A 25,594-nucleotide genomic window follows, 5' to 3' on the forward strand; every position below is an offset into this window, starting at 1 on the left:
TTATGACAGCATTATTTATTTTGGCATTAGCCGTTTTTGGCTATATCGCCTATGTATTAATTAAACCGGAAAAATTTTAAATTATGAACAGCGAAATATTAGGCATAATAATTACCTATGGGTTAGTATTATTGTTGGCCATTCCGTTAGGCAGGTATATAGGTAAAGTATTTAATTACGAAAATACCTGGCTTGATAAAATTTTTAATCCTTTAGACAGGCTATTCTTTAAAATTGGAGGTATTAATCCTAACAAAGAAATGTCCTGGAAAGAGCATTTGGTGGCATTGCTTACCATTAATCTGGTTTGGTTTATATTATCTATGCTTGTATTAACCAACATGGCATGGCTTCCGTTAAATCCGGACAATAACCCTTCAATGAGCTTAGACCTTGCTTTTAATACATCGGTTAGTTTTGTTACCAATACCAACTTACAGCACTATTCAGGAGAGACTGCGCTTTCTTATATGGGGCAGCTAATTCTAATGCTATGGCAATTTATTAGTGCAGCAACTGGTATTGCTATCTGTGCCATGGTACTAAAAGCAATGAAAGAAAAAACGGCTACTACGCTTGGTAACTTTTACAGCTATTTGGTACGCTCTGCTACCAGAATTCTGCTGCCTCTGGCCGTAATTGCTGCAGTAATACTGGTTTTTAACAGTACTCCTATGACTTTTGAAGGTAAAGATACCATTACTACCCTTGAAGGTAAGGAACAAAATATAAGCCGGGGCCCGGTAGCCGCTTTTGTAGCTATAAAACAGTTAGGTACAAACGGGGGCGGATTTTACGGCCCCAACTCTTCCAATCCAATGGAAAATCCTGACTACTTAACCAATATAGTGGAAACGGTAAGCATATTTCTTATTCCGATAGCACTGGTTTTTGCTTTAGGCTATGTACTTAAACGCAGGAAAATGGCATGGACAATTTATGGTGTAATGACATTAGGATTTTTATTACTGCTTGTTCCGTCTGTAATTAGTGAAATGAATGGCAATCCTGCCATTAGCGAAATGGGAATCTCACAACATATGGGCAGCATGGAAGGGAAAGAAATACGTTTCGGGTCGGCGGCATCGGCTAACTGGGCAACTTATACTACATGTACCAGTAACGGATCGGTAAACGCTATGCATGACAGCATGACGCCAATAACAGGAGTAACTACCTTATTAGGCATGATGGTAAACTGCTTTTATGGCGGTGTGGGTGTAGGTTTCCTTAACTTTTACATTTTTATTATACTGGCAGTATTTATAAGTGGTTTGATGGTTGGGCGCACTCCCGAATTTTTAGGGAAGAAGATAGAAGCCCGAGAAATGAAGATTGCTATGATGGTAGCCCTTCTGCATCCGTTATTAATTTTGGCAGGTACAGCAATGGCCAGCTATTTATATGCAGGAAGCCCTGAAGAATATGCTGCATGGCTTGCTAACCCGGGGTATCATGGGTTTAGTGAAATGCTGTATGAATTTACCTCATCATCTGCCAATAACGGTAGCGGGTTTGAAGGGCTTGGAGACAATACCCCATTTTGGAATTATGCCTGTGGAATTGTAATGCTGTTAGCAAGATACCTGCCTATAATAGGACCTGTTGCTATAGCCGGAATATTAGCCTCTAAAAAACATGTTCCTGAAAGCTCCGGTACACTAAAAACCGATACAGCCACATTTGGGTTTATGATATTTGCGGTAATATTTATCGTTGCTGCATTATCCTTCTTCCCTGCCCTTACTCTTGGCCCAATTTCAGAGTATTTCTCAATGTTAAATTAAACTATCTTAGAAATGAAATCTCAAAATACATCTTTGTTTCAGGGCGATCTGGTAAAACAGGCTTTAAAACAATCTTTTATAAAACTTAATCCGGCTACGCTCATAAAAAATCCGGTTATGTTTACCGTAGAAATAGGTACTGCTGTAATGCTTTGCGTATGTCTGTGGATTTTAACCGGAGAGCAGTCACAGGGAAGCTTTACTTATAACCTTATAGTATTTATAATACTTTTATTTACGCTTTTGTTTGCAAATTTTGCTGAAGCTATTGCCGAAGCAAGAGGTAAATCGCAAGCTGACAGCCTTAGAAAAACAAGGGAAGAAACACCTGCAAAAAAAATAGAGGCAGTAGGAGAACTCTACGTAAATGAAATTAATATGGTATCATCCTCAAGCCTGAAGAAAGGTGACCTCTTTATCTGTGAAACCGGAGATATTATTCCTGCAGATGGTGAAATCGTTGAAGGTTTGGCTACAATTGACGAAAGTGCTATAACCGGTGAGAGCGCGCCTGTAATACGTGAGGCCGGTGGTGATAAAAGCTCAGTAACAGGTGGAACAAAAGTGCTTTCTGATAAAATAACAGTACAGGTTACCACCCAGCCGGGCGAAAGCTTTCTTGACAAGATGATCGCTCTTGTAGAAGGGGCTTCACGCCAAAAAACGCCAAACGAAATAGCCTTAACAATACTATTAGCAGGTTTCACACTAGTCTTTATAATTGTATGTGTAACCCTTAAGCCATTTGCCGATTATGCAAATATCCCTATAACTATAGCCGCATTTATATCATTATTTATATGCCTCATACCTACTACTATTGGCGGATTGCTTTCTGCTATAGGTATTGCCGGTATGGACAGGGCATTGCGTGCCAATGTGATTACGAAATCAGGGAAAGCAGTAGAAACTGCCGGAGATATTGACGTACTGCTATTAGATAAAACCGGTACCATAACTATTGGTAACCGTAAGGCAACTCATTTTCATGCGGCCGAAGGTATTGACGAAAAACTATTTGTAAAAGCCTCAGTTCTGAGTTCATTAGCTGATGAAACACCCGAAGGAAAGTCCATCATTGAATTATCCGGTACCGATCCCCATTCGGTTAAGATTGAAAATCCAAGATTTATAAAATTTACGGCTGAAACCAGAAGTTCAGGGATTGATTTTGGCGATACACGCATAAGAAAGGGAGCATATGATGCTATCAAAAATATTGTAGAGAAAAGCGGCAATGCTTTTCCTGAATATGTAACCCAGATAGTACATAAAATATCGGGTAATGGCGGTACTCCACTGGTAGTCTGCGAAAATGAAAAAGTACTGGGCGTAATTGAGCTTCAGGATATAATCAAAACAGGAATAAAAGAACGTTTTGAACGATTAAGAAAAATGGGCGTTAAAACTGTAATGGTTACCGGAGATAACCCCCTTACTGCAAAATACATAGCCGAAAAAGCGGGAGTGGACGATTTTATTGCCGAAGCAAAGCCCGAAGATAAAATGAACTACATAAAAAATGAGCAGCAACAGGGTAAACTGGTTGCCATGATGGGCGACGGCACTAATGATGCTCCTGCCCTTGCCCAGGCTGATGTGGGTGTTGCTATGAACAGTGGAACCCAGGCAGCTAAAGAAGCCGGTAACATGGTAGATCTGGATAATGACCCTACTAAACTTATTGAAATAGTAGAAATTGGCAAACAGCTTTTAATGACAAGGGGAACCCTTACTACTTTTAGTATTGCTAATGATGTGGCTAAATACTTTGCCATTATCCCCGCCCTGTTTATTACGGCAATACCCGCTTTACAGGGATTGAATATAATGAATCTTCACAGTCCTGAAAGCGCTATACTTTCGGCAGTAATATTTAATGCCATTATTATACCCATGCTTATTCCATTGGCATTAAAAGGAGTAGCATATAAACCTATAGGGGCTTCTGCCTTATTGAGAAGGAACCTGCTTATATATGGCCTGGGCGGTGTAATAGTACCATTTATAGGTATTAAAGTAATAGATCTTATTGTAGCATTATTTATTTAAATTTTATAAAAATGAAAAATCATATCATACCTGCCGTAAGGCTTACACTGTTCTGCGCAATATTCTTCTGCGGATTTTATACCCTAGGTATACTTGGTATAGCCCAGCTTGTTCCTAATAAAGGAAAAGGTGAAATAATTACTGATAAGGAAAAAACATATCATGTGAATGTTGCACAAAGTTTCACGGAAGATAAATATTTCTGGTCACGTCCTTCTGCTGTAGATTACAACGGTGCGGGTTCTGGGGGAAGCAATAAAGGCCCTTCTAATCCTGACTATCTGGCTGAAGTTAAAGCACGCATAGATACTTTTATGCTTAAAAATCCCGGCATAGAACGTAAGGATATTCCATCTGAACTTGTTACAGCTTCCGGCAGCGGGCTTGATCCGCATATTTCTGTTGAAGCGGCAAAAATTCAGGTAAAACGTATTGCAAAAGTGCGTAATCTGCCTGAACAAAAAGTTCTTAGCATCATAGCCGAAAATACTGAAAAGCCTCTTTTAGGTTTATTCGGTACTGAAAAAATAAACGTATTAAAACTTAACTTAGCATTAAACAATTTATAATGAATACCAAACAAAAAATAACTGCCTTTTTATATTTAGTGGGATTTGGAGCTTTTGCACAGGAAGATTCAATTAAAATACTGCCCGTTCAAATTAAACCAAACCTAAAAATAAGCGGATATGTAGAAACATATTACGCCTACGACTTTAATGAGCCTGAAAATAATACCCGCCCTTCGTTTTTCTATTCACATAACCGCCACAATGAAGTAGCTCTTAATTTAGGATTTATTAAGGCTGCTTATAATAATAATTATGTAAGGGCAAACCTTGCACTTATGGCAGGCAGCTATGCAAATGCAAACCTTGCTGCCGAAGAAGGTGTATTAAAAAATATTTATGAAGCCAATGCAGGTATTAAACTGGCTAAAAATGCTGATTTATGGGTTGATGCCGGTATATTTGCTTCACACATTGGTTTTGAAAGCGCAATAGGTAAAGACTGCTGGACATTAACCCGAAGCATGCTTGCCGATAACTCTCCTTATTACGAAAGCGGCGCTAAAATTTCTTATACCTCCCCTTCCGGAAAGTGGTTTGTGAGCGGACTTGTACTTAACGGATGGCAGCGCATACAAAGGCCGGATGGCAATAAAACATTAGCTTTCGGACATCAGGTAACTTATAAGCCAAACGCAAAAATTACGCTTAACAGCAGTTCTTTTATAGGAAATGATAAACCTGATATTGATAAACGTATGCGTTACTTCCATAATATGTATGGACAATTTCAGTTTACTGATAAATTTGGGCTGATTGCAGGATTTGATATTGGTGCAGAACAAAAATCTAAGGACAGTAAAGGCTACAACTCCTGGTATTCTCCTGTTATTATAGCACAATATCACTTAAACAACAAAATGGCTATTGCTGTGCGTGGTGAATATTATAGCGACAAAAACGGAGTAATAATTGCAATAGATACAGATAATGGCTTTAAAACTTTTGGTTACTCTGCCAACTTCGATTATAATATTTATGATAATGTAGTATGGAGGCTTGAGGCAAGAAGCCTGAATAGTAAAGATGATATTTTCCTAAAGGGAAGTGAACAAGTTAATACCAATACTTTTATAACTACAGCACTTGCAATTTCATTTTAATGACGGAAAAAGATATAAATGCAAAGCGTTTTCTTGACCTGATCCAAAAATCCAGGAAAGGAAAGTTTAAGGTCTACATCGGCATGAGTGCCGGTGTAGGCAAAACTTTTCGTATGCTACAGGAAGCCCATACACTACTTCGCAATGGCATAGACGTTAAAGTAGGTTTTATAGAAACACACAACCGTAAAGAAACCCATGATTTACTGCAGGGACTTCCGGTTGTACCAAAACGATCACTATATTATAAAGGAAAGCATCTTGAAGAAATGGATGTGCAGGCTATTATTAACCTTCGTCCGGAAGTTGTTATAGTAGATGAACTGGCACATACCAATATTGAAGGCAGCAAAAATGAGAAGCGCTGGCAGGATGTAATGGATATACTGAATGCCGGAATTAATGTAATAAGCGCAGTAAACATTCAGCATATAGAAAGTCTTAACGATGATATTAAAGAAATTACAGGCATTGAGGTTAAGGAGAGGATTCCCGATAGTGTACTCAAAGCCGCAGATGAAGTAGTAAATATTGATCTTACAGCCGATGAATTAATTACCCGGCTTAAAGAAGGGAAAATATATACTGCCGATAAAATTCAGGCTGCATTGAGTAATTTTTTTAAAGCCGAACATATTCTTCAATTACGTGAGCTTGCTTTAAAAGAGGTAGCAAGCCAGGTAGAACGAAAAGTTGAAACAGAAGTAACTAAAGGTAATTTAAAACAGGAACGATTTCTCGCATGTATAAGCAGTAATCATACAACAGCAAAAACTGTAATACGAAAAACGGCCAGGCTGGCTAACTACTACCATAGCAAGTGGTATGTACTTTATGTAGAAACACCACAGGAAAGAGGTGATAAAATTGCACTTGACAAACAAAGGCACCTTATTAATAACTTTAGGACTGCTACAGAACTAGGAGCTGAAATTATCCGGGTAAAGAGCAGCCATGTGGCCACTGCCATAACAGAGCAGGCAGAAGCCCGTAAAATAACAACCATATGTATTGGGAAACCCCATATTACTTTATTTAAAGTAATTTTATCAACCAATATATTTAAATCATTGCTAAATAAGCTAACTTCGAGTAACATTGACCTTATTATACTTTCATAACATATGAAAATTAAAACCAAGCTAACCCTGGCAGTTGGAATACTTTTCCTTTTCATTGCCCTGTTATCAGCATTAGCTATCAGGCAGGTACATTTACTTTCCCGGGATACCAAAAATATACTTCAGGCAAATTATATTTCGCTTGACTACACAAGGAACATGCATAAAATGATTGACAAACCTGAGATAACCAAAGAAGATCTTACAGAGTTTGAAACTCTTTTGCAAAAACAAAACAAGAATATTACAGAAGTTGGAGAAAGAGAATTAACACAGGATCTTCTAACGCATTTTAATCAGCTTAAATCACAGCCGGAAAATAACCTGTTTGTTTCAAATATCAGAAAGGATCTGAATGATATTATGAAGCTTAACATGGATGCTATTCTGCGTAAAAGTGACACTGCCAGCCAGACTGCTGATAATTCCATTTTATGGATATCTATAACAAGTGCATTTTGCTTTATTATGGGATTCACCTTACTGGTTAACCTTCCTGGCTACATAGCTAATCCCATTAAAAATCTAACGGACAGCATACAACAGATTGCTGCAAAAAATTATTCGCAAAGGCTTTATTTTAAAGGCCACGATGAATTTTCATCATTGGCAAAGTCATTTAATACAATGGCCGAAAAATTACAGGAATATAGCGACAGTAACCTGGCAAAGCTAATGATGGAAAAAAAACGTATTGAAACACTTATTAATAACTTATTTGATCCTGTAATAGGGCTTAATGAAAACAATATCATTCTTTTTATAAACGAACAGGCTCTAAAAATTTCGGGGCTAAAAAAAGACGATGTAATTGGAAAACAAGCCGAACAGGTTGCAGTTACTAATGACTTAATACGGTCGCTTCTGCAGAAAATAGAAACGCGGGAAAACAAAGACGCTTCTATAAAAATTTATGCTGATAATAAAGAAAGTTATTTTGAAAAACAATTAGTCCCTATTAATATTACACCTACGGGTGAGGAAGAAAAGAAACAAATCGGCTCGTTTATAATACTCAGAAATATTACTCCCTATAAAGAGCTGGATTTTGCTAAAACTAATTTTATAGGTACAGTATCGCATGAATTTAAAACACCGATAGCCTCAATGAAAATGAGCCTTCAGCTTCTTGATAATGAGCAGACCGGAAAATTAAATGAAGAACAAAAAAATCTTGTTGAGAGTATTAGGGAAGATACCGACAGGCTACTTAGGACTACAGGAGAATTATTGAATATATCACAGGTTGAAACAGGCAATACCAAGCTTAAAATTGAACTATGCGATGTAAATTCTCTAATAATTGAAGCCATTGATATTAATCAAAAACTTGCAGAACAAAAATCAATAGCAATAAAATATGCCCCTTCAGTAAACTTATCTCCTGTTTTGGCAGATAAAGAAAAAGCAACGTGGATAATCTCAAATCTGATCTCAAATGCTGTACGGTATTCTTATGAAAATACTGTTGTTGAAATAACAGCTTATATGACGGGCAACAAGATAATACTATCTGTAAAAGATTGCGGTATAGGTATAGACCCCAAATATTTACCTAAAATATTTGATAAGTATTTCAGAGTTCCCGGTACAGAAAAAGAGGGCACCGGACTCGGGCTTGCCATAAGCAAAGAATTTGTTGAAGCTATGGGCGGAACTATTGAGGTTAAAAGTGAACTTGGTGAAGGAAGTGAGTTCTTAATCACTTTACTTATAAGCTGATCTTAATTAAGATTTTTGTAATTTAAATATTGGATTATCCCATGAACATAGTCTCAATTTATTTATAAAACTGTAAAACACCTTAAAAACAACCACTTTTTAGGTCTTGTTACCCAATACCCTATTTTCATTATTTTATCGATATATGTCGCCTTATTTTCATTCAATGTCGCCTTATTTACCATTTCTGATATGGATTTATTTATGATAAAAAAGTAATGTTGTATAAGTTTCACTAAAATTTATGCTCATGAAGAATTTTACTTTTTTTGCTTTTAATAAGAAGTATATATGGCTTCTTATATTCGGAATCAGCTTTGCGTCAGCATTTGCGCAGTCCCGTAAAGGAAATTTACACCTGAAACCAAACAGCAGCTCACACAGACTGTTTGTAACATTTAATGACGACACCGATACCGCTACAGAAGAAATAAAGATTCTGTTAGATCATTATTCTGTAAATCTCAAAATGGCCTACCCTTTACATCCCGAAAAAATAAATGAGCTATCACAACTGGCCCTGAAAAAAGTTGGTAATGATAATGCCGTTAAAAGCCTCACTCATACATTTGAAGTTATAGGTTCTATATCAGATGATGAATTACTGGAATTAGGAAATGAACTTGAAACATTAAACGCTGTTAAATACTGTTCACTAATAAATGCCAAACCCGTTAAATCTCCATCTGATATTCCTCCTGCTACTCCTTTGTATTTTGATCAGCAAACTTATATAACCGACTTTGGAGTAAATATGACGTATGCCTGGGATATTGGTTTAACCGGACAAGGGATAAGGTTAAGAGATATTGAAGGAGCATTTAACCCTGATCATGAAGAATTTAACGACAAAAATGTTTATTATGGATTAACTCTTCACCCGGATATAGATGATCTCACACATGGTACCGGAGTCTTCGGGATTATGTATGCGGATAATGGAAATTATGGTGTTACAGGCTTATCTTATGGTGCTGAAGAGGTAGTAATGTATCCGGAAATTTCGGTAGAATATGGTTATAATGTTATAGCTGCAATTACCGAAAGTATTAACGATTCTACAGAGGGAGATATAATAATATATGAATTGCAGACATATGGTGCTTTGGGAGATTTTGGTCCGGCAGAGTATGACAGCCCCATATGGGACATTACGAAAGCCGCTACAGATGCAGGTATAATAGTTGTGGCTGCCGCAGGTAACGGAGCAGAAAACATGGATGATCCTGCGTATGCATCTTATACATCACGAGGAGATAGCGGTGCTATAATTGTAGGTGCGGGATCTAATGATGAATTTCATAACAGATTGTGGTTTAGCACTTACGGTCAACGCGTAGATATTCAGGGATGGGGTTGGGGTGTGTTAACTGCCGGAAATGACTCCGCTTTTGTAATAGATGAAGACGAAAATCAAAATTATGGCTGGTTTAATGGTACAAGTGCTGCGACCCCAATAGTAGCTTCGTGTGCGGCAGTTTTGCAATCTTATTATCATAGCGTTACAGGAAATTACCTTAACAGCATACAAATGAGAGAACTTATAAAAAGTACAGGGACTCTTCAGGGAACTGAACTGGAAGGGAATATAGGCCCGCTGCCAAATATGCCGGAAGCGATTGCTGCCATTGACAGCTTGCTAAATATTGATAGTATTGAAAAGGAAACATTTATTGCTTATCCCAATCCGGTTTCAGACAAATTGTACTTTGCAGGTAACTTTTATATGGATACTTATGTAACAGTTTATGATATTTTGGGGCAGGAAATTTATAGTGCATTCTTAGAAAATAAATCTCTTAATATGGCTGGTTATGCTACAGGCATCTACAATTTAAAAATAACCCAAAATGGAAAAACATTTTTTAAAAAAATTGTAAAAAACTAAATAGATTCAAAAGTTTAAACACCATCCGGATCTAAAAAGTCAGGATGGTGTTTTTAAAAATTATAATAAAATCTATTATATTTATAAAGATGTATATTTAAAATTTTTAAACGTAACACTTCCGTTACCTATAGAACACAAGGCTATCCGAAGCCCGAGAAAGCCACCAAGAACATTGTGATTATAAGAAGATACCTCGGCAGAATTCTCAATTTTAACCCAGTCCTTTCCATTAAGGCTATAATACATATCTACAGTATTATTTATGTTTTTTAATCGAAGATATACATGCCTTTTTAAAACATTTTTCTCAGTAGGAAACTCCCATCCCCTTAGATTAACCAGTATATTTTCCTTGTCAGCAAAAATACCGGAAAAGTAGTTGTTATTATAAAATAAAACTAAGCCTCCCATAGCATCATCGTGAATTTCCATTTCAACATCAGCCATATAAGAATGATCTGATGGCACACAAACCAATGGAGAACTGCTGCCTATTCCACTTCCTTTACCCTTTATAGTAATACTGTTATTGGCTATTTTAAAACGGGATTCATCTACACCATTAAAAAATTTCCATTGAGGATTAAGTATAGAACCTGAAAAATCATCACTTTGCGAGAAATAAGCAACTTTGCTCCCTTTAGGTTTAGTAATAGGTTTATCAGTTTCTAAACCTTCGGGAATTTTATACCATCCATCTTTAGTCCATTCTACAGGCTGCAAAAGGGTTTGGCGCCCAAGATTATAAAATCCTTTTTCATAAGCGTGGAAAATCATCCACCACTTACCATAAGCATCTTCAAAAACAGTACTATGCCCTTTAGACCACCAGCGCTCGCTACTGCTCCTGGTTTTTACTACCGGATTATATGGTGAGTTTTCCCAAGGACCAAAAGGGGTTTTAGAACGTGCCGAAATTACCATATGGCTGGTAGCCGGACCTGCAGTTCCGCCTTCTGCAACAGTTAAATAATAATATTCTCCTTTCTTAAAAAGTTTTGGACCTTCCATACAAAAGCACTCAATAGACCATTCCCTTGGTATAGGCCAGCCATCATAGACGTGTTTTACCTCTCCTACTGTTTTTAAGACGTCTTTAGATAATCCAATATAATCTCCATTGCTGAAATACAGATAACGATTACCATTATCATCGGTAATATGTCCAGGGTCTATATTACCAATTTTTAAATCGACAGGTTCGCTCCATGGCCCTTCGATATTATCAGCGCTAACTACAAAATTTGTATTATTTGCAGGAAAATAAATATAGTATCTGTCATTATATTTTATTAAGTCGGGAGCCCAAACGTCACCAACATATTTATGAAGAGCATTGGTTAAAGGCATCCAGTTGATTAAATCCTGAGAATGCCATATAGTAAGTCCGGGATAATAATCAAAAGAAGAATGTACTATGTAGTAATCTTTACCATCGCGCAATATACTGGGATCAGGGTAATCGCCTCCAAAAATGGGATTTTGATAGGTTGTTTTATCAGACATTGCTTCAGGCTGATTTTGAGCAGCCATTTTTCCTGCAAGCAAGAATATAAAGAGCATTACTTTGATATTTCTCATCGAATGATGCATATAGTTTTGGATGGGTTTAATATTTGAATTTAGATCTTAATCAGGTTTACCAGTATAACATCATTTTCCCGAAGATCTATTTCTCTTGAGAATGTACCGTCGTTTTTAATAATTACCACATCTGTCAAAAAAGGCTTACCATCGTTCTTTGATTTTATTTCAGTAACTTGATTTTTTGTAAGCTGAGAAGGTTTACCTAACTCCATATAAGTGGCATAAGCATCATTTGATTTATAACCTACTTTATACAGTTCTACTGTATACTTACCTTTTGGCATACCGGTTATAGTTACAGTAGTTTTTCCTTTTGCTTTAGCTGGTAAATCGCGAATATAGTATTGCTGATTATTTACCCCTTCTCCTCCATCGGTATAAGTAAAATCCCAAAATAATAACTGAACATCTCCTTTACTATTTTTAGCCGCCCATGAGCGTGTATCTGTATTGGTGAGTTCTGTTTCACCGAGCTTATTTAAAAACTGGTAAGAATAAAAAGCAGGTTTATTAATTCCTTGAGTATTTAGCAATCCAAAACCACCATGAAAAGGTGTAAAACGCGGGCCTGCTTCCTCAAAAATATCCGTAAAAACCCAATAAGACATTGAGTTGGCGGCATTACCAACCTGTTTTAGCTTTTCTAATATATATGCCGCCTGATGGTAACTGTCGTGTATAGGATCGGCCGGAGTATAGGAAGAACTCCATTCTGTATAATGCAATTCAATATTCGGGAATGCAGAGTTTTTAATCTCATTACGGGACTTAATAACATCACTGCTTACTGCCATCGGGTCTTTGCTTAATATGGTTCCGGTATTTCCAAACTCATCCAGAAAACCCTGATTTACACCATAAGAATGTGTACTTGCAAAATCGATGGGAACATTATTTTTTTTGCAGAATTCCAAAGTTTCAGGAATCCAGGCAGCTCCGGCTGTAGCCGGGCCTCCAACTTTATAATTTTTATTTACGCTTTTTATTGCCTTAACTGCTGATGTATACAATTTAAAATATTCCTCCTGAGTGCCTGCCCAAAATCCATCAAGGTTTGGCTCGTTCCATACTTCAAAATACCAGGTCTTTACCTCTTCTGCACCATAGCGCTCGGTAAAGTGAGTTGTGAGATTTTTAATTAGCGCTTCCCATTTTGCATAATCTTTTGGCGGCGTAACGTTACCCCTCCACCAAAAAATAGTCTTATCTCCACTTGCCAGTGCACTTGGCATAAAACCTAACTCTACAAAAGGTTTTATATTAATGCTAAGCAAATAATCATATAATGCATCAATATACATATAATTGTATTCAGGATTTCCTTTACTGTCTTCTCTGTAAACCGCCATATCGTCGGTAAGCAATCCATGCATACGAATGTATTTAAAATCACATTCTTTTTTTACATAGGCAAGCTGTTGCTGCCAGTCGGCCCGCAAACCTTCATTGGCCCGCCCTGCACCAATGCATTCTTTAAACATTGTATTAAATTTTCCTGATGATTTATTATAATCAACTGAAATAACACGATTATTTTGTGCTAACAAAGAGTACGAAAAAGTGAATATAATCAAACCCAGAAAAAAAAGCCCTCTTCCCTTTATTTTGAATAATTGGAAATAATTTGTAGATAAAAGTATGGACATAATTGTTTATTTGGTTAATAAAAAACAAATATACATTTTATTTCAATACTTATAGTCTTTTTAACCATAAGTATATATGTAAATATTTCATTTATTTAAATATTTCATTTATTTAAATACCTGACACTTTTCAATAAGAATAGTTTACTGCATAATTACTGTTCAACAATATTAAGTACAGGTGTCGTTTATAAAAACATAAAACACTGAAATACAGAAACTTAATATAAAGTTTAAAAAACAAACATATAACATTAGTTAATTTACTGATTATGAATGTTAAAGGATACTAAAAATATTTCCCTGTTTAATTAACTTACCCAACAAACAGGAAGTTTATACATAAAATTGATAGTATAAATTTCATCTTTATAATATCAACCAATAAAAATTAAAATGGATACTTCAGATAATATATATATCATTGCCGGTGCAAGCAGTGGAATTGGATTAGAAATAGCCCGGAAACTTATAGCAGACAATATTATATACTGTATTAGCAGGACACCAGGTGAATTGGAATATCATGAAAATTTCAGGCACATTCCTTATGATTTTTTTGGAAACGATGAACTTCCAGACTTACCAGCCAATGCAAATAGTATAATATACTGCCCCGGCAGCATTACCTTAAAACCAATAGAACGATTAACAAATGATGATATTGACAAAGATTTTATTATCAATGCCAAGGGTGCTTTTCTTTTTGTAAAAAAATACATTACCAATATTAAAAATAGCAAAAATGCTTCTATACTATTATTTAGCAGTGTAGCCGTGCAAACCGGCCTGCCCTATCATAGCAGTATAGCAATGGCAAAGGGTGCGGTAGAAGGGCTTACACGTTCCCTGGCTGCAGAGCTTTCACCGCGTATCAGGGTAAATGCTATAGCCCCTTCATTAACTGATACACCTATGGCTGCGCCTCTGCTTAACACCGAAGCAAAAGTAGAAGCAAATAAACAAAGGCATCCACTAAAAAATATAGGTTCTGCACAGGAGATAGCTTCGTTTGCCTGTCATTTGCTTACCCAATCCAGTTGGGCAACAGGACAAGTCTTTAATATAAATGGTGGAATAGGAACTATAATTAAATAATTATGAAAATATTGCTAACAGGTGCAACAGGCTATATTGCTCAGCGGCTACTGCCTGTACTTTTAGAAAACGGACACCATGTAGTATGTGTTGTGCGCGATATAAATCGGTTTAACATTAGTAAGTTTGAAAACAAAGAAGCCATTAGTCTGATTGAAGCCGACCTTTTAGACAGAAAAAGCCTTGATGCATTGCCAAATGATATTGATGCTGTTTATTACCTTGTTCATTCCATGAGTTCAAACGGTAAGTTTAGCAGTATGGAAGAAAAATGTGCTGCAAATTTTGTAGAAGCTATTAATAAAACTTCGGCAGGACAAATAATTTATTTAAGCGGTATTGTAAACAAAGAAGAGCTATCTGAACATTTATCTTCAAGAAAAAATGTAGAAGATATACTTGCAGCCAGTAGTAAGCCATTGACAACCCTGCGTGCCGGAATTATAGTAGGCTCAGGAAGCGCCTCTTTTGAGATTATAAGAGATTTGGTAGAAAAACTTCCGGTTATGATTGCTCCTAAATGGCTGTATACTAAATGTCAGCCTATTTCAATTAGAAACGTTATAGAATTCTTGTATGGTGTGTTACTTAAGGAAGACACTTTTAATCATCATTATGATATATACGGCCCTGACATACTTACTTATAAGGAAATGCTTTTACAGTTTGCTGAAACAAGAGGATTAAAAAGGCATATTATAACTGTTCCAGTTATGACACCGCGCTTATCTTCCTACTGGCTTTATTTTGTAACTTCTACTTCTTACTCGCTTGCAAAAAATCTTGTAGAAAGTATGAAGATAGATGTTGTGGCAAAAGAGAACCAATTACAACAAACACTCGGCATAAAACTTATACCCTATAAAGAGGCTATTAAGATTGCTTTTGATAAAATTGAACAGAATCTGGTACTATCAAGCTGGAAAGATGCCATGGGCCAGGCAAAGCTTAACAAAAACCTTTCGAAACATATAAAAGTACCTGAGTATGGTGTTTTTGTTGATCTTAAAAAATCAAAAACCAAAGATGCAGAATTAGCTGCCGACAGAATTTTTGCCATTGGTGGCGAAGCAGGCTGGTATTATGCCGACTGGCTATGGAACTTCCGCGGCTTTCTTGATAAGCTTTTTGGCGGTGTAGGGCTTAAAAGAGGTCGTAAAAACCGTAGATTTATTGCTGCGGGTGAATCTCTTGACTTTTGGCGTGTATTATATGCCAACCGCGAGGAAAGCAGGCTGTTGCTCTATGCAGAAATGAGGCTTCCGGGTGAGGCATGGCTTGAATTTAAGATAAAAAATAATGTTGTTACACAAACAGCTACATTTCGCCCTTTAGGATTAGGAGGCAGGCTTTACTGGTATGCAATGCTTCCTTTTCACTATTTTATTTTTAACGGAATGATAAATAAGATTACAGAATAACATGAAATATAATTTTTCTGATAAAGATACAGACAGGATAATAGAAATGGCATGGGAGGACAGAACCCCTTTTGAAGCTATAGCATATCAGTTTGGACTTAAGGAAGATGAAGTAAAAGAGTTTATGAAAAGTGAACTCAAATTCAAGAGCTATAAACTTTGGCGTAAACGTGTTGAAAACTGCAAAACCAAGCATTCCAGCATCAGGAATCAGCATATTAAACGGTTTAAATGCAGCAGGCAAAGGCTGACAGGTAATAAGATATCAAAACGTTAAAAAATTATAGAAGCATTAATTGGGACATAGCCCATAATCTCTAAACCAGCGGTTTATCAAGAGCTTTGATCTGATCTCTGTATTCTGATGGCAGTAATAGTGTTTTAAGCAATTTGTCTATTTTTATCTTTTTACCTTTTTTATAAAGTCTCATAAACATAGCCAGATGTGAATCTTTCATTACCAATAAGTTTCGAACTATTGACGGTGCAACCAATGCCTGAACTTCTAATAATATACGATAGCGTACTATTCCTAAATGCCTGCGATATTGAATAAATAAGTCATTTGTATAATGGCTTTTCTCTAAATTGTTGAATAAATGTTCTTTACGCATGTTAGTATATTCATCATAGTCATCGGGCAAACCTTTTAACCCCATTTGTATTCCCATTCTTTGAAATACATCAAACACTTCCAGCTTTTCAGCCACGGTAAGCCTACGTTCCAGAAGTTCAAATGACCGTACAGAATAATCTATAAGCATAAATAATACATCTCTGTATGCCCAATCCGGAATGTTTGCCCCGCGTTTTGCTTCCACACCTGCGTGAATTCCCGTAATCCTATTTATAGCATTGACAGCAGACTGCTTATCTAAAAAAACAATTTTTCGGGCATAAGCTACGGTTGAGAAAAGCCTACCAAGAGGATCAGCAGGAAGTTTCCCTGTAAAATATAGCCAGTCAACAGCTTTGTTTAAAGCAAACTCTGCAGCAGCGCCCGCAAATATAAAAATAATGGTATCACTCTTCCCCCAAATCTCGCGCACTATCGAGTTCTTATCTACAAAATATTCCGTTGGAACTGGTTTTTCCTTTTTTAATTCCATAATGTTCCGTCAAGGCCTAATACAATTCCTAACCATAGAATAATGATATAAATTATCAGGCCTAGTATAACTATAAAACCTTTCCTCCACCCTTCATACCCAATATTATTTAAAAAATAACATACTAAACCACCAAAAGCACCTGCAAAAGGAACTATAATAAGAGGCCTGAACATCCAATATTTACCCCAGGCAGTATCGTGATTTCGAACAGGTAATAAAAAAACCATAATAAGCAGTAATGCAATCCCGGCACCAAATAGCATGTATCTAACCAATATTGCCCGGTTAAACCTCTCCATAAATAAATTATTTTTTTGTATCATAATAATTACTTTTTTAATTAAACTAAAAGTACTTTGCATTTCAAAGTTATACATTTTAATTTATAATTCAAAAAATAATTTTTACTTCTGGTTTCGCAGCTTTATATTAGTGATTTGTAATTAACTCTTTTTCAGTAAAAAAACACTTATTAGAAACTCAAATTAATATCTTAAACCTTGCTTTTAAAAAAAGAGAGGTGTTTTATAATTGGTAATACTTCAGGTTTAATTGATATAACAGAAGCTATACGGATATACAGTAAACAGAAGGCCCAATTGTTCAAAAAATCATTCGTAAATCTTTAACCTGCTTTTTAATGAATCTATTTCACGCTGCATACCCTGCAGCTTTTGCAACAGGTGAAGTACTGCATCAAGCCCTTCAGGATTAATATTTAGCTCCTGATGTAATCGTATCATTTTTTCAAGTTCCGGCAATTGAGATTGTGGTACAAATTCATCTTCATCAATCTGTACAACTTCTATAAGATTAAATTCATGCAATGTATTAACAAAAGACATCTCTATATGATAATGTTTGCAAAATGCTTTAACCAATATTAATTCATTTTTATCCATACTGTTTTATTTAGAAAGTTTGGCTAGCTCCTCAAAGAGTTTTTGCTGTTTCTCATTAAGATTTACAGGAAGTGTAACATTAAGCGTAATAAAAAGATCTCCATACTGTCCATCCTTTTTATATACCGGAAATCCTTTACCTTTTAATCTTACTTTTGTGCCGTTTTGCGTACCGGCAGCAATTTTTAGTTTTACCTTACCATCCATAGTGGTAAACATAACTTCTCCTCCCAATACAGCCGTATAAAGATCTATATCCTGCATAGCATACAAATCATTCCCGGTTCTTTTAAACTGTGGTGTATCTGCTACAGAAAAAGTTATATATAAATCACCGTTTGGTCCACCATTTTGTCCTGGCCCTCCTTGACCGGCAAGTTTTATTACCTGCCCGTCCTCAACACCGGCAGGTATAGTTATTCGCAAATTTTTTCCGTTAATTGAAAAAGTCTGCTTATGTGTTTTATAAGCTTCATTTAGTGTAAGATTCAGATTTGCATTAATATCCTGTCCTCGAAACCTGGCTTGTCCCCTATTTCTTTGTCTTCCGAACATAGATTCAAAAAAATCTGAAAAATTGCCGTTGTCAAATTCTTCGCCGGAAAAGCCATAACTCCCTCCTCCTGCAGAAGATTGTCTCTGCTGCTGCTGATGTGACTGCCTGTATTTTTCATACTCTTCTCCATGTTCCCAGTCTTTACCATATTTATCATACTTTTTCCTTTTTTCCGGATCGCTTAGTACTTCATTAGCTTCATTAAGCTGCTGAAACTTTTTATTTGCTTCTTTATCATCAGGATTAAGGTCAGGATGTAGTTTTCGTGCAAGTTTTCTGTATGCCGACTTAATATCTTCAGTTGTAGCCGATCTGTCAATGCCCAGTACTTTATAGTAATCAATAAACTCCATAGTTGGTACTAATTATTTAGTCATGTTGCTAATATGCAATTTACGCAATTATTTGGAAATGATTTTTATCATGAAATACTGCCTGATATGATAAATATCATATTGCATAAAATACCCTCTTAATACCTTTATAGTATAAAAAAACAACATCATGAAAAAAATTCTTTTCCCAACCGATTTTTCAAAGACCTCATTGAATGCTTTTTCATATGCCTTACATCTGGCAGCAAAAATTAACGCGCAAATCATAACAATTCATGTTTATGATATACTTTACATACCAACAGAAAATTTTAATTTCCTGCTGGAAAATTATAATATTATTGAGTTAAGTGAATTTGAGAATTATAAAAGCGAAGTTCCGAAGCTTAGAAAAATTGCAGAAAAATTAAAACTTGAGCATGTAAAAATTAGCCATGTTCTTCAACAGGGTAATGCAGTCATTGAGATTCTTAATACATCAATAAAAGAAAAAGCCGATTTTATTGTAATGGGAACAAAAGGTGCTTCAGGGTTTAAAGAAGTATTTTTAGGCACAGTAACAGAAAAAATTATTAACCAGAGTAAAATACCAGTTCTGGCTATTCCTGAAGAAGCTAAATTTAAAGGTATAAAAAAGATACTTTTCCCTATTGAACTGGAAAAACTGAAACTTAATATTCTAGAGAAAATTAATGATTTTGCCTATGTTTTTAATGCTAAAATTGATGTACTTGAAGTAAAGACTGAAAAAGATAAAAATGAAGAACTAACATTAAACAAATGGAAAGAATATAAATCTGTTAACTTTACCATTATTCACTCTAATGATACCGAAGGTATTATCAGTGATTACATTGAAATTCATCATATAGATATAACTATAATGGCTGTTCATTATAAAGACCTTTGGCAACGATTGTTTTTGTACAGTCTATCAAGAAATATGGCTCATCATATAAAAATCCCTCTTTTATCAATACCTGTATAATTCAAAAAAAAGGAAAAAATCTTTGTAATGTTAGTATTAAAAAAGCAGCGGTGTTATTCCGTTGCTTTTTTATAATATTCATCACTTCTCAATTCTTTGAGAGTTTCATTTAATACATGTTGCTTGCGCCTGAAGCTTTCTTCAAACTCCTTCATTGCTATAAATATATCTTCATCATACTCATAATCTGAACGATTAAATTTTTGTGCTCTCAAAAGCTTCTCGCTAAGCTGCTCTAACTGGCCTTCAGCTTTAATAATTTTACCTCTCAGTTTAAATTTTTGATGTATATCCGGATCTTCCAGACAATCGGCTGCTTCAGATATTTTTACTTTTGCAGCATATATTGCACTATCAGATTCTTTTAAGAAATTGTGCCATTCAGCAATGGCTTTACGCACTTTGATATCTTCAGCAACATATCCTACTTCATCAAGCGGTTCATCTTCCCAGTTTTCTTCATTCTCTTCCTGACACCCACGTGGTACAAGGGTAAGAGCTAAACTTAATATAATTAAAATTTTCATAATATAATTTGGTCAGGTTGAGAAAGTGGTTCAATGGCATAATTATATACCTCATGCTTTGCAAGATGAGTGAGCCTTTCATCAAAATATTTTTCATCTTTTACTGCCTGGTGAAAAAAAGCAGCAATACCTTCCATCTCTAACGCGTTAGCGTAAGTACATGCAGTTCCGTATGAGCTTATTTTAAAATGTATCATGTTCTGAATCGCTGCAAGAAAACAGGCATCTTTTACTTCCTGATATTTACACTTATTTAGTGTTTCTTCATTTTCATTTATCATTGCTCCTATTACTGAACTTGCCATAGCAACACTGGAGATTTTTTCTGAAGCTGCAATATTATTCAGCTTGTAAATATGCTTTTCAACCAAATCACGATAATCCAGAAGCAGCAACGACAATGACTGATACATATCCATACTTGCATACCGATATAAAACATCTTTAATTTCTGTTTCGGCACTTAAAAATTTACTAATGAAATTATCGAGAACATTCTTAAGGCATAAAAGCGGTTTATGTGTGTCCATAACATAAGTTTAAATGATTATACAGTAAATTTCAGCAATAACTGCATACCAAAATATGATGAATATCATGTAATGCTATAATTTTTAATAGTATAATTGAGTAGAAAATATAAGTTTCACCAGAGAGTTTAGCGAATCAATATATAACCAGTATTATAATTAAAATGTAAAATAATATAAAGGCTTATATTGTTAAAATATTAATTTTATACATTTTAAATAATTGTTTTAATCGACAAAAAATGAAAACTTTAATCAATTATATTATAATTATTATTTTATTAGGTCTTACAGCCTGTACTGATCACGAAGAAGATACAGATAAGCTAAGTGTTCAGTATAGGGTCAGTGTAGATCAGCCAATTATTAAAAATATTATATATAAAAGTGCCGATAAGCAAATGGTCACACAAACTGAATCGCTGCAGGACGTAACCTTATGGCATAAAACAGTATTTATAAATGATTCTTTTGATGCTTACAAAAATGTAATGTTTTATAATAACTATGAAGACACTATATCTTATAAGTTAAGCATATTTGTTGAGGGTATCCTTGTAAAAACGAATGAAGGCATTATACATCCTGACCAGGAAACTACAGCTTCTCTGGAATATTCAGTATTAGACTGACTGTCAATACATTTATTTAATTTATCAAATAAGAAACCCTCTAAGCCAGGCTTAAAGGGTTTCAAAAAAAATTAAAAAAACACAATAAAACTTAATTCAGTTTTTCTATTACCCTTTCGGGATAATCTGTTATAATACCATCTACTTTAAGTGCCAGCATGGTATCAATATCTTTAGCATTATTAACAGTCCATGGAATAACCTTCATCTTTTTAGATTTTAGGCTATCTATAAACTCAGTGGTAACAAGTTTATAATTTGGGCTGTAAATGTTCGGAATAAAATTCAGTTCATTTAAATTTCTATCAATACCCGGCTTATCGGTTAGATAGGCGAGTTTCATTTTAGGATATATAAAGTGCATTACATTAAGTATATCCGGATCAAATGATTGAATATTAACCCTCTTTGCTATTTTTTTATTATTAATTACCTGCATAACAAGCTTTACAAATTTTTCAGGCATCGGCTGAGAAATGCCATATTCTTGCTTTTCAGACTTAATTTCAATATTGTAGCGTATGTGTTTTAAGTTATGAGTTGAGATGTAAGTTTCAACACTATCTATTACTTCCGATAATAATGGCTTATAGGTCTTTATTCTTCTTTGTTCAGGGAATGATTTATTGCCATTAGAACCTGTATCAAACTTCCTGATACTGTCATATACCATTTTATGAAGATTAAAAGACTTCTCCTGCTCTTTTGTTACAGCAAAGCCATCAGGCGTAATTACATACTTTGAAGACATAAAAGGTTCATGAGAAACCACTACTTTATTATCTTTAGAAATTACTACATCCAGTTCCACAACATCTGCTCCTTTTTTAACAGCGCTGATAAAAGCAGGAATTGTGTTTTCAGGAAAATTGCCACGGTCTCCCCTATGGCCCTGTACCTCAACTATAGTATGTACCTGTTTTGCTACTTCAGTTTGTTTACATGAACAGGCAAAAATGAACAATATGAAACCTAATTTGTAAATCTTATTTTTCATACTTTAATTATTTTGGCTGTTCTATTCTGTAACTTCCTGAAGCTTTATGTTTTTTACCAAACATATCGGTAGCTTCAATATCAATAGTGTGATTTCCCACCGGCAGGTCAGACAGAATTTTACCTCTCCATAAATGTGTACATTCTTCAGGGTCAGATGAACGCCTCCCCGGCATAAGTTCTTCCGCAAGCTCCCATTCAAATACCAGCTCCACATAAGACGGGTCATGTTCTTCTACATATTCCATAGGCATCCACTCTCCCCCATCTATCCTATAATTAATTGAATCATTTTTACTTCCCATAAAAAAGTTTACAAATAATCCCGATTTGGTTCTTTTCCCGTGTGGAACAACCTTAGGTGTAAATACTTTCATCTGAAAATCTTCAGGTTTACCTGCTGCTTTATAATCAATACTATATGTATTACCTGTAAAGTGAATGAATGCATATCCTTTAGGTGTACCATCTCTCATAACAGAAATTGGTATTCCTTTTTCATCAAGCTTGCCCGAATACCAGTCTCCGGAAGTTGTACCAACATTATAATGATGATGTGGTTTATCCTGCAGCCAGCCGTCTTCTCTGCCAAAAAAGTCCTGTCTTTGCAAATGTGTATGAGCCGATAATGATAATGTATTAGGATAATCTTTAAGCAATTCAAAAAGTTTTTGCCTGTCACTATCCCTATAAGAATCATCTTTGGCATCAGGCTCACTTATTGGTATATGAAACGCAAGGACAATTAAATGATCTTTTGGAACAAACTTCAGATCATTTTCAATAAACTTAAGCTGATCCTCTCTGAATCCGCCCCAATATCCATCTTTATCTCTTGGATCCGGATACAACACATCATCAAGAACAATAAAATGAACTTTACCATAATTAAATGCATAATCTGAAGGGCCAAAATGTGCTTCAAAAGTTTCATCAGCAAGATCATCGGCGGTCGCATCAAAATTAAGATCATGATTCCCTAAAAGGTTATACCACGGTATGCCCGCCTTTTTAACAGCCTGTATGTATGGATTAAATAAATCGAGATTATTACCCACAAGGTCACCCATACTAAGCCCGAAAGGCACATTTTTAATTCCTTCAACTTCTGCTACAATCCCTCTTGCAAAATAATCAACCTCTTTAAGATTATAAGGCTGAGGGTCTCCAAATATCAAGGCTGTAAAGTTGTCGTCTTCTTTTTGTTTCATTAATCCAAAATCTACAGACTTAGGAAGCTTACCTGTTGGTAAAACACCTTTAAATTTTGTTTCCGGCGACCCTGATGGCTTATAATTATAAAAAAACTGAGGCAGGTTATCTTTATTTACAGCTACGGCATATCCCACAGGTTTAATTACAGAGATAATAGTGTTATAGCTAACAGGTAATTCATAATTACCTTTATTATCTGTTAAAACCACTTCGCTTCCATTGCTTACTGCAACATTAGCAATTCCTTTTTCTTTTTTTTCTTTTTTGCCATTATTATTGGCATCCTCATACACCAATCCTTTTACGGTCTGTGCATGCAGGTAAGCTGTTAAAAACAGCACTCCTGCAATAATTATAGATCTTTTCATTTTTAATTGTCCCACCAAACTTTAGTATTAATATCATCGTTCCCAATCATTTGCACAGCTTCTTTATAGTTATCAGGATTATATAACTGCTGATCTGTAGGATATGTAAATCTTGAAGGCATTATACCGTTATTAAGCATAGCAGATGTAGTAGGCAGCTCGGGTAAGCCTGTCCTTCTGTATTCAAACCACTGCTGATAATCTACAAAGTATAGTGCATAGTACTTCTGAAGCATAATTTGCTCTAAAGTACCGTTATATTGTACAATGCTATTATCAAAATAAGTATCCGGCATAGTTGCTTTCAGTTGTTCTATAGCTGCTTTTACACCTTTTTCATAATGTGTCTGAGCATCACTTGTAAAGCCTCTTTGCGCCATTTCCGCTTTTATAAATTCAACCTCAGAATAGGGAAGAATAAATATCTGCATTGGATTAGTTACAGGAACGATCTGTAAATTAGAGGCATTATACTCAAATTGTGAATCAGAACCAGCATAGCCACTCGGAATACCTATATATCCAATGTTATTATTGTCCAAATCAGTACCCGTTGCAGCAATAAGAGGCCTTCTTGGATCTTCAAAAGCATTAAGATTATCTATAAAAAATGAAGCCATTTTTACATTTAATCTAAAATCCTGCGGCCTTCCCCAAGGTGACACATTTGCTCCTACACCTGTTACCTGAAGAATGGCCGACTCAGCATTATTTTCAAAAACAGGGTACTGTTCCGGATTTTCTATCATTGCTGTAAGCTTTTGAAAAGCATTGGTCTCAGTACGGTTAGATACTCTTAAAAGTAACCTCATGTGTAATGAGTTTGTAAATTTTTTCCATTTTAGAATATCATTATTAAAAAGAATATCCGGAGCATAAGCCATTGCTTCCTCTAAATTATACAGGCCATTAGCTTTTTCAAGATCTGCAAGAATAGTTTCATAAATCATTTCTTGTGAATCATAAGAAGGGTACAATATATCTTCTTCAGCTCTTGAGGCTTCTGTCATTGGTACAGGACCAAAAATATCTGTAAGATTAGAATAAACCCATGCATTTAATGTAAGTGCAATAGCCAAATAGTTCTCATCTTCCGCTTTTTCAGCTGCTATGCGCATCTCTCTTATATTAGCAAGCCATTTATATGAATTGTCCCATGTAGAATTCCCAACATTAGGGCTAACATCATAACGATGCAGTCCACCTGAAACACTTGGAAAAGGAACAGTTACCTGCATAAGCTCAAAAGTAATATCTGCGCTGCGCAATGCCTGGTGGCTGGACATACCATAAATAATCGGATTTATAAGCGTACCGGGGCTTATTTCTCCAATAAGGTTTGGGTTTTCATTTACTTCATCAAAATCGCCGGTACAGGCTGTACTCAATAAGAGCATTAATAAACCTGCTGCAAAAAATTGTATTTTTTTCATTTT

Annotated in this window: 24 protein-coding genes; 13 read left to right on the plus strand and 11 right to left on the minus strand. The window is 35.4% G+C overall.

Translation table 11 applies throughout. From position 1 onward, the window contains the following. Nucleotides 1-2 precede the first annotated feature (2 nt). The 8 genes from NHE85_RS16400 to NHE85_RS16435 all read left to right on the plus strand — a co-directional run bounded on the left by NHE85_RS16400 (nucleotide 3) and on the right by NHE85_RS16435 (nucleotide 10,242). On the plus strand, nucleotides 3-80 hold the full coding sequence (locus NHE85_RS16400; RefSeq protein ID WP_162075973.1) for a potassium-transporting ATPase subunit F: 78 nt from the start codon (nucleotides 3-5) through the stop codon (nucleotides 78-80). Nucleotides 81-83: 3 nt separating this feature from the next. Further along, the gene (gene kdpA, locus NHE85_RS16405; protein ID WP_252813222.1) at nucleotides 84-1,787 is read left to right on the plus strand and encodes a potassium-transporting ATPase subunit KdpA; all 1,704 of its coding nucleotides are present in this window, start codon (nucleotides 84-86) and stop codon (nucleotides 1,785-1,787) included. A gap of 12 nt (nucleotides 1,788-1,799) precedes the next feature. Continuing rightward, the gene (gene kdpB, locus NHE85_RS16410) at nucleotides 1,800-3,839 is read left to right on the plus strand and encodes a potassium-transporting ATPase subunit KdpB (RefSeq protein WP_252813223.1); all 2,040 of its coding nucleotides are present in this window, start codon (nucleotides 1,800-1,802) and stop codon (nucleotides 3,837-3,839) included. Between the two features lie 11 nt (nucleotides 3,840-3,850). Continuing rightward, the gene (locus tag NHE85_RS16415) at nucleotides 3,851-4,408 is read left to right on the plus strand and encodes a K(+)-transporting ATPase subunit C (RefSeq protein WP_252813224.1); all 558 of its coding nucleotides are present in this window, start codon (nucleotides 3,851-3,853) and stop codon (nucleotides 4,406-4,408) included. Continuing rightward, nucleotides 4,408-5,511 carry a porin gene (locus tag NHE85_RS16420; RefSeq protein ID WP_252813225.1) on the plus strand — a complete coding sequence of 368 codons (1,104 nt, stop codon included), beginning with the start codon at nucleotides 4,408-4,410 and terminating at the stop codon, nucleotides 5,509-5,511. Before NHE85_RS16415 ends, NHE85_RS16420 begins: the two co-directional genes overlap by 1 nt. Then, nucleotides 5,511-6,632, plus strand: a complete 1,122-nt coding sequence (locus tag NHE85_RS16425) for a sensor protein KdpD (RefSeq protein ID WP_252813226.1) — start codon at nucleotides 5,511-5,513, stop codon at nucleotides 6,630-6,632. The genes NHE85_RS16420 and NHE85_RS16425 overlap by 1 nt, the downstream gene beginning before the upstream one ends. Nucleotides 6,633-6,635: 3 nt before the next feature. Beyond that, entirely contained in the window at nucleotides 6,636-8,354 is a 1,719-nt protein-coding gene (locus tag NHE85_RS16430; protein WP_252813227.1) for an ATP-binding protein, read from the plus strand. Nucleotides 8,355-8,604: 250 nt separating this feature from the next. Beyond that, nucleotides 8,605-10,242: a S8/S53 family peptidase gene (locus tag NHE85_RS16435; RefSeq protein ID WP_252813228.1), complete on the plus strand. Its 1,638-nt coding sequence runs from the start codon at nucleotides 8,605-8,607 to the stop codon at nucleotides 10,240-10,242. Nucleotides 10,243-10,323: 81 nt separating this feature from the next. Here NHE85_RS16435 and NHE85_RS16440 read toward each other — a convergent pair whose 3' ends face one another. Together NHE85_RS16440 and NHE85_RS16445 are read right to left on the minus strand one after the other, a co-directional pair. Next, nucleotides 10,324-11,826: a family 43 glycosylhydrolase gene (locus tag NHE85_RS16440; RefSeq protein WP_252813229.1), complete on the minus strand. Its 1,503-nt coding sequence runs from the start codon at nucleotides 11,824-11,826 to the stop codon at nucleotides 10,324-10,326. A 41-nt stretch (nucleotides 11,827-11,867) separates the two neighbouring features. Continuing rightward, nucleotides 11,868-13,478: a glycoside hydrolase gene (locus NHE85_RS16445; RefSeq protein WP_256474590.1), complete on the minus strand. Its 1,611-nt coding sequence runs from the start codon at nucleotides 13,476-13,478 to the stop codon at nucleotides 11,868-11,870. A gap of 396 nt (nucleotides 13,479-13,874) precedes the next feature. On the opposite strand from NHE85_RS16445, the gene NHE85_RS16450 reads away from it, so the two are divergent. The 3 genes from NHE85_RS16450 to NHE85_RS16460 are packed head-to-tail and all read left to right on the plus strand — an operon-like array spanning nucleotide 13,875 to nucleotide 16,274. Then, nucleotides 13,875-14,576: an SDR family NAD(P)-dependent oxidoreductase gene (locus NHE85_RS16450; protein WP_252813231.1), complete on the plus strand. Its 702-nt coding sequence runs from the start codon at nucleotides 13,875-13,877 to the stop codon at nucleotides 14,574-14,576. Nucleotides 14,577-14,578: 2 nt separating this feature from the next. After that, a complete protein-coding gene (locus NHE85_RS16455) occupies nucleotides 14,579-15,997 on the plus strand; it encodes an SDR family oxidoreductase (protein WP_252813232.1) in 1,419 nt (472 codons plus the stop codon). 1 nt (nucleotide 15,998) lies between these two features. Then, on the plus strand, nucleotides 15,999-16,274 hold the full coding sequence (locus NHE85_RS16460) for a TIGR03643 family protein (protein WP_252813233.1): 276 nt from the start codon (nucleotides 15,999-16,001) through the stop codon (nucleotides 16,272-16,274). Between the two features lie 40 nt (nucleotides 16,275-16,314). Here NHE85_RS16460 and NHE85_RS16465 read toward each other — a convergent pair whose 3' ends face one another. The 4 genes from NHE85_RS16465 to NHE85_RS16480 all read right to left on the minus strand — a co-directional run bounded on the left by NHE85_RS16465 (nucleotide 16,315) and on the right by NHE85_RS16480 (nucleotide 18,920). Beyond that, nucleotides 16,315-17,106: an oxygenase MpaB family protein gene (locus tag NHE85_RS16465; RefSeq protein ID WP_252813234.1), complete on the minus strand. Its 792-nt coding sequence runs from the start codon at nucleotides 17,104-17,106 to the stop codon at nucleotides 16,315-16,317. After that, nucleotides 17,097-17,408 carry a potassium transporter KefB gene (locus NHE85_RS16470; RefSeq protein WP_252813235.1) on the minus strand — a complete coding sequence of 104 codons (312 nt, stop codon included), beginning with the start codon at nucleotides 17,406-17,408 and terminating at the stop codon, nucleotides 17,097-17,099. The genes NHE85_RS16465 and NHE85_RS16470 overlap by 10 nt, the downstream gene beginning before the upstream one ends. A gap of 312 nt (nucleotides 17,409-17,720) precedes the next feature. Then, entirely contained in the window at nucleotides 17,721-18,011 is a 291-nt protein-coding gene (locus NHE85_RS16475) for a chaperone modulator CbpM (RefSeq protein ID WP_252813236.1), read from the minus strand. 6 nt (nucleotides 18,012-18,017) lie between these two features. Continuing rightward, on the minus strand, nucleotides 18,018-18,920 hold the full coding sequence (locus NHE85_RS16480; protein WP_252813237.1) for a DnaJ C-terminal domain-containing protein: 903 nt from the start codon (nucleotides 18,918-18,920) through the stop codon (nucleotides 18,018-18,020). Between the two features lie 151 nt (nucleotides 18,921-19,071). Between NHE85_RS16480 and NHE85_RS16485 the strand changes: the two genes are divergently transcribed. Further along, complete coding sequence (locus NHE85_RS16485; protein WP_252813238.1) at nucleotides 19,072-19,890, plus strand: universal stress protein; 819 nt, start codon at nucleotides 19,072-19,074, stop codon at nucleotides 19,888-19,890. 53 nt (nucleotides 19,891-19,943) lie between these two features. On the opposite strand, the gene NHE85_RS16490 is transcribed toward NHE85_RS16485, so the two are convergent. Together NHE85_RS16490 and NHE85_RS16495 are read right to left on the minus strand one after the other, a co-directional pair. After that, complete coding sequence (locus NHE85_RS16490; RefSeq protein WP_252813239.1) at nucleotides 19,944-20,417, minus strand: hypothetical protein; 474 nt, start codon at nucleotides 20,415-20,417, stop codon at nucleotides 19,944-19,946. After that, nucleotides 20,414-20,947 (minus strand): DUF892 family protein, encoded by a 534-nt coding sequence (locus NHE85_RS16495; protein ID WP_252813240.1) that lies wholly within the window; start codon nucleotides 20,945-20,947, stop codon nucleotides 20,414-20,416. The genes NHE85_RS16490 and NHE85_RS16495 overlap by 4 nt, the downstream gene beginning before the upstream one ends. 242 nt (nucleotides 20,948-21,189) lie before the next feature. Here NHE85_RS16495 and NHE85_RS16500 point away from each other — a divergent pair, with 242 nt between their 5' ends. Then, the gene (locus tag NHE85_RS16500) at nucleotides 21,190-21,579 is read left to right on the plus strand and encodes a hypothetical protein (protein WP_252813241.1); all 390 of its coding nucleotides are present in this window, start codon (nucleotides 21,190-21,192) and stop codon (nucleotides 21,577-21,579) included. Nucleotides 21,580-21,670: 91 nt separating this feature from the next. On the opposite strand, the gene NHE85_RS16505 is transcribed toward NHE85_RS16500, so the two are convergent. The 3 genes from NHE85_RS16505 to NHE85_RS16515 are packed head-to-tail and all read right to left on the minus strand — an operon-like array spanning nucleotide 21,671 to nucleotide 25,591. Further along, the gene (locus tag NHE85_RS16505; RefSeq protein ID WP_252813242.1) at nucleotides 21,671-22,576 is read right to left on the minus strand and encodes a glycerophosphodiester phosphodiesterase family protein; all 906 of its coding nucleotides are present in this window, start codon (nucleotides 22,574-22,576) and stop codon (nucleotides 21,671-21,673) included. Between the two features lie 7 nt (nucleotides 22,577-22,583). Then, entirely contained in the window at nucleotides 22,584-24,158 is a 1,575-nt protein-coding gene (locus NHE85_RS16510; RefSeq protein WP_252813243.1) for a calcineurin-like phosphoesterase C-terminal domain-containing protein, read from the minus strand. Nucleotides 24,159-24,160: 2 nt separating this feature from the next. Beyond that, nucleotides 24,161-25,591: a SusD/RagB family nutrient-binding outer membrane lipoprotein gene (locus NHE85_RS16515; RefSeq protein ID WP_252813244.1), complete on the minus strand. Its 1,431-nt coding sequence runs from the start codon at nucleotides 25,589-25,591 to the stop codon at nucleotides 24,161-24,163. Nucleotides 25,592-25,594: the final 3 nt, after the last annotated feature.

The organism is Flavobacterium sp. NRK1, from assembly GCF_024054175.1.
Lineage (GTDB): Bacteria > Bacteroidota > Bacteroidia > Flavobacteriales > Flavobacteriaceae > Flavobacterium.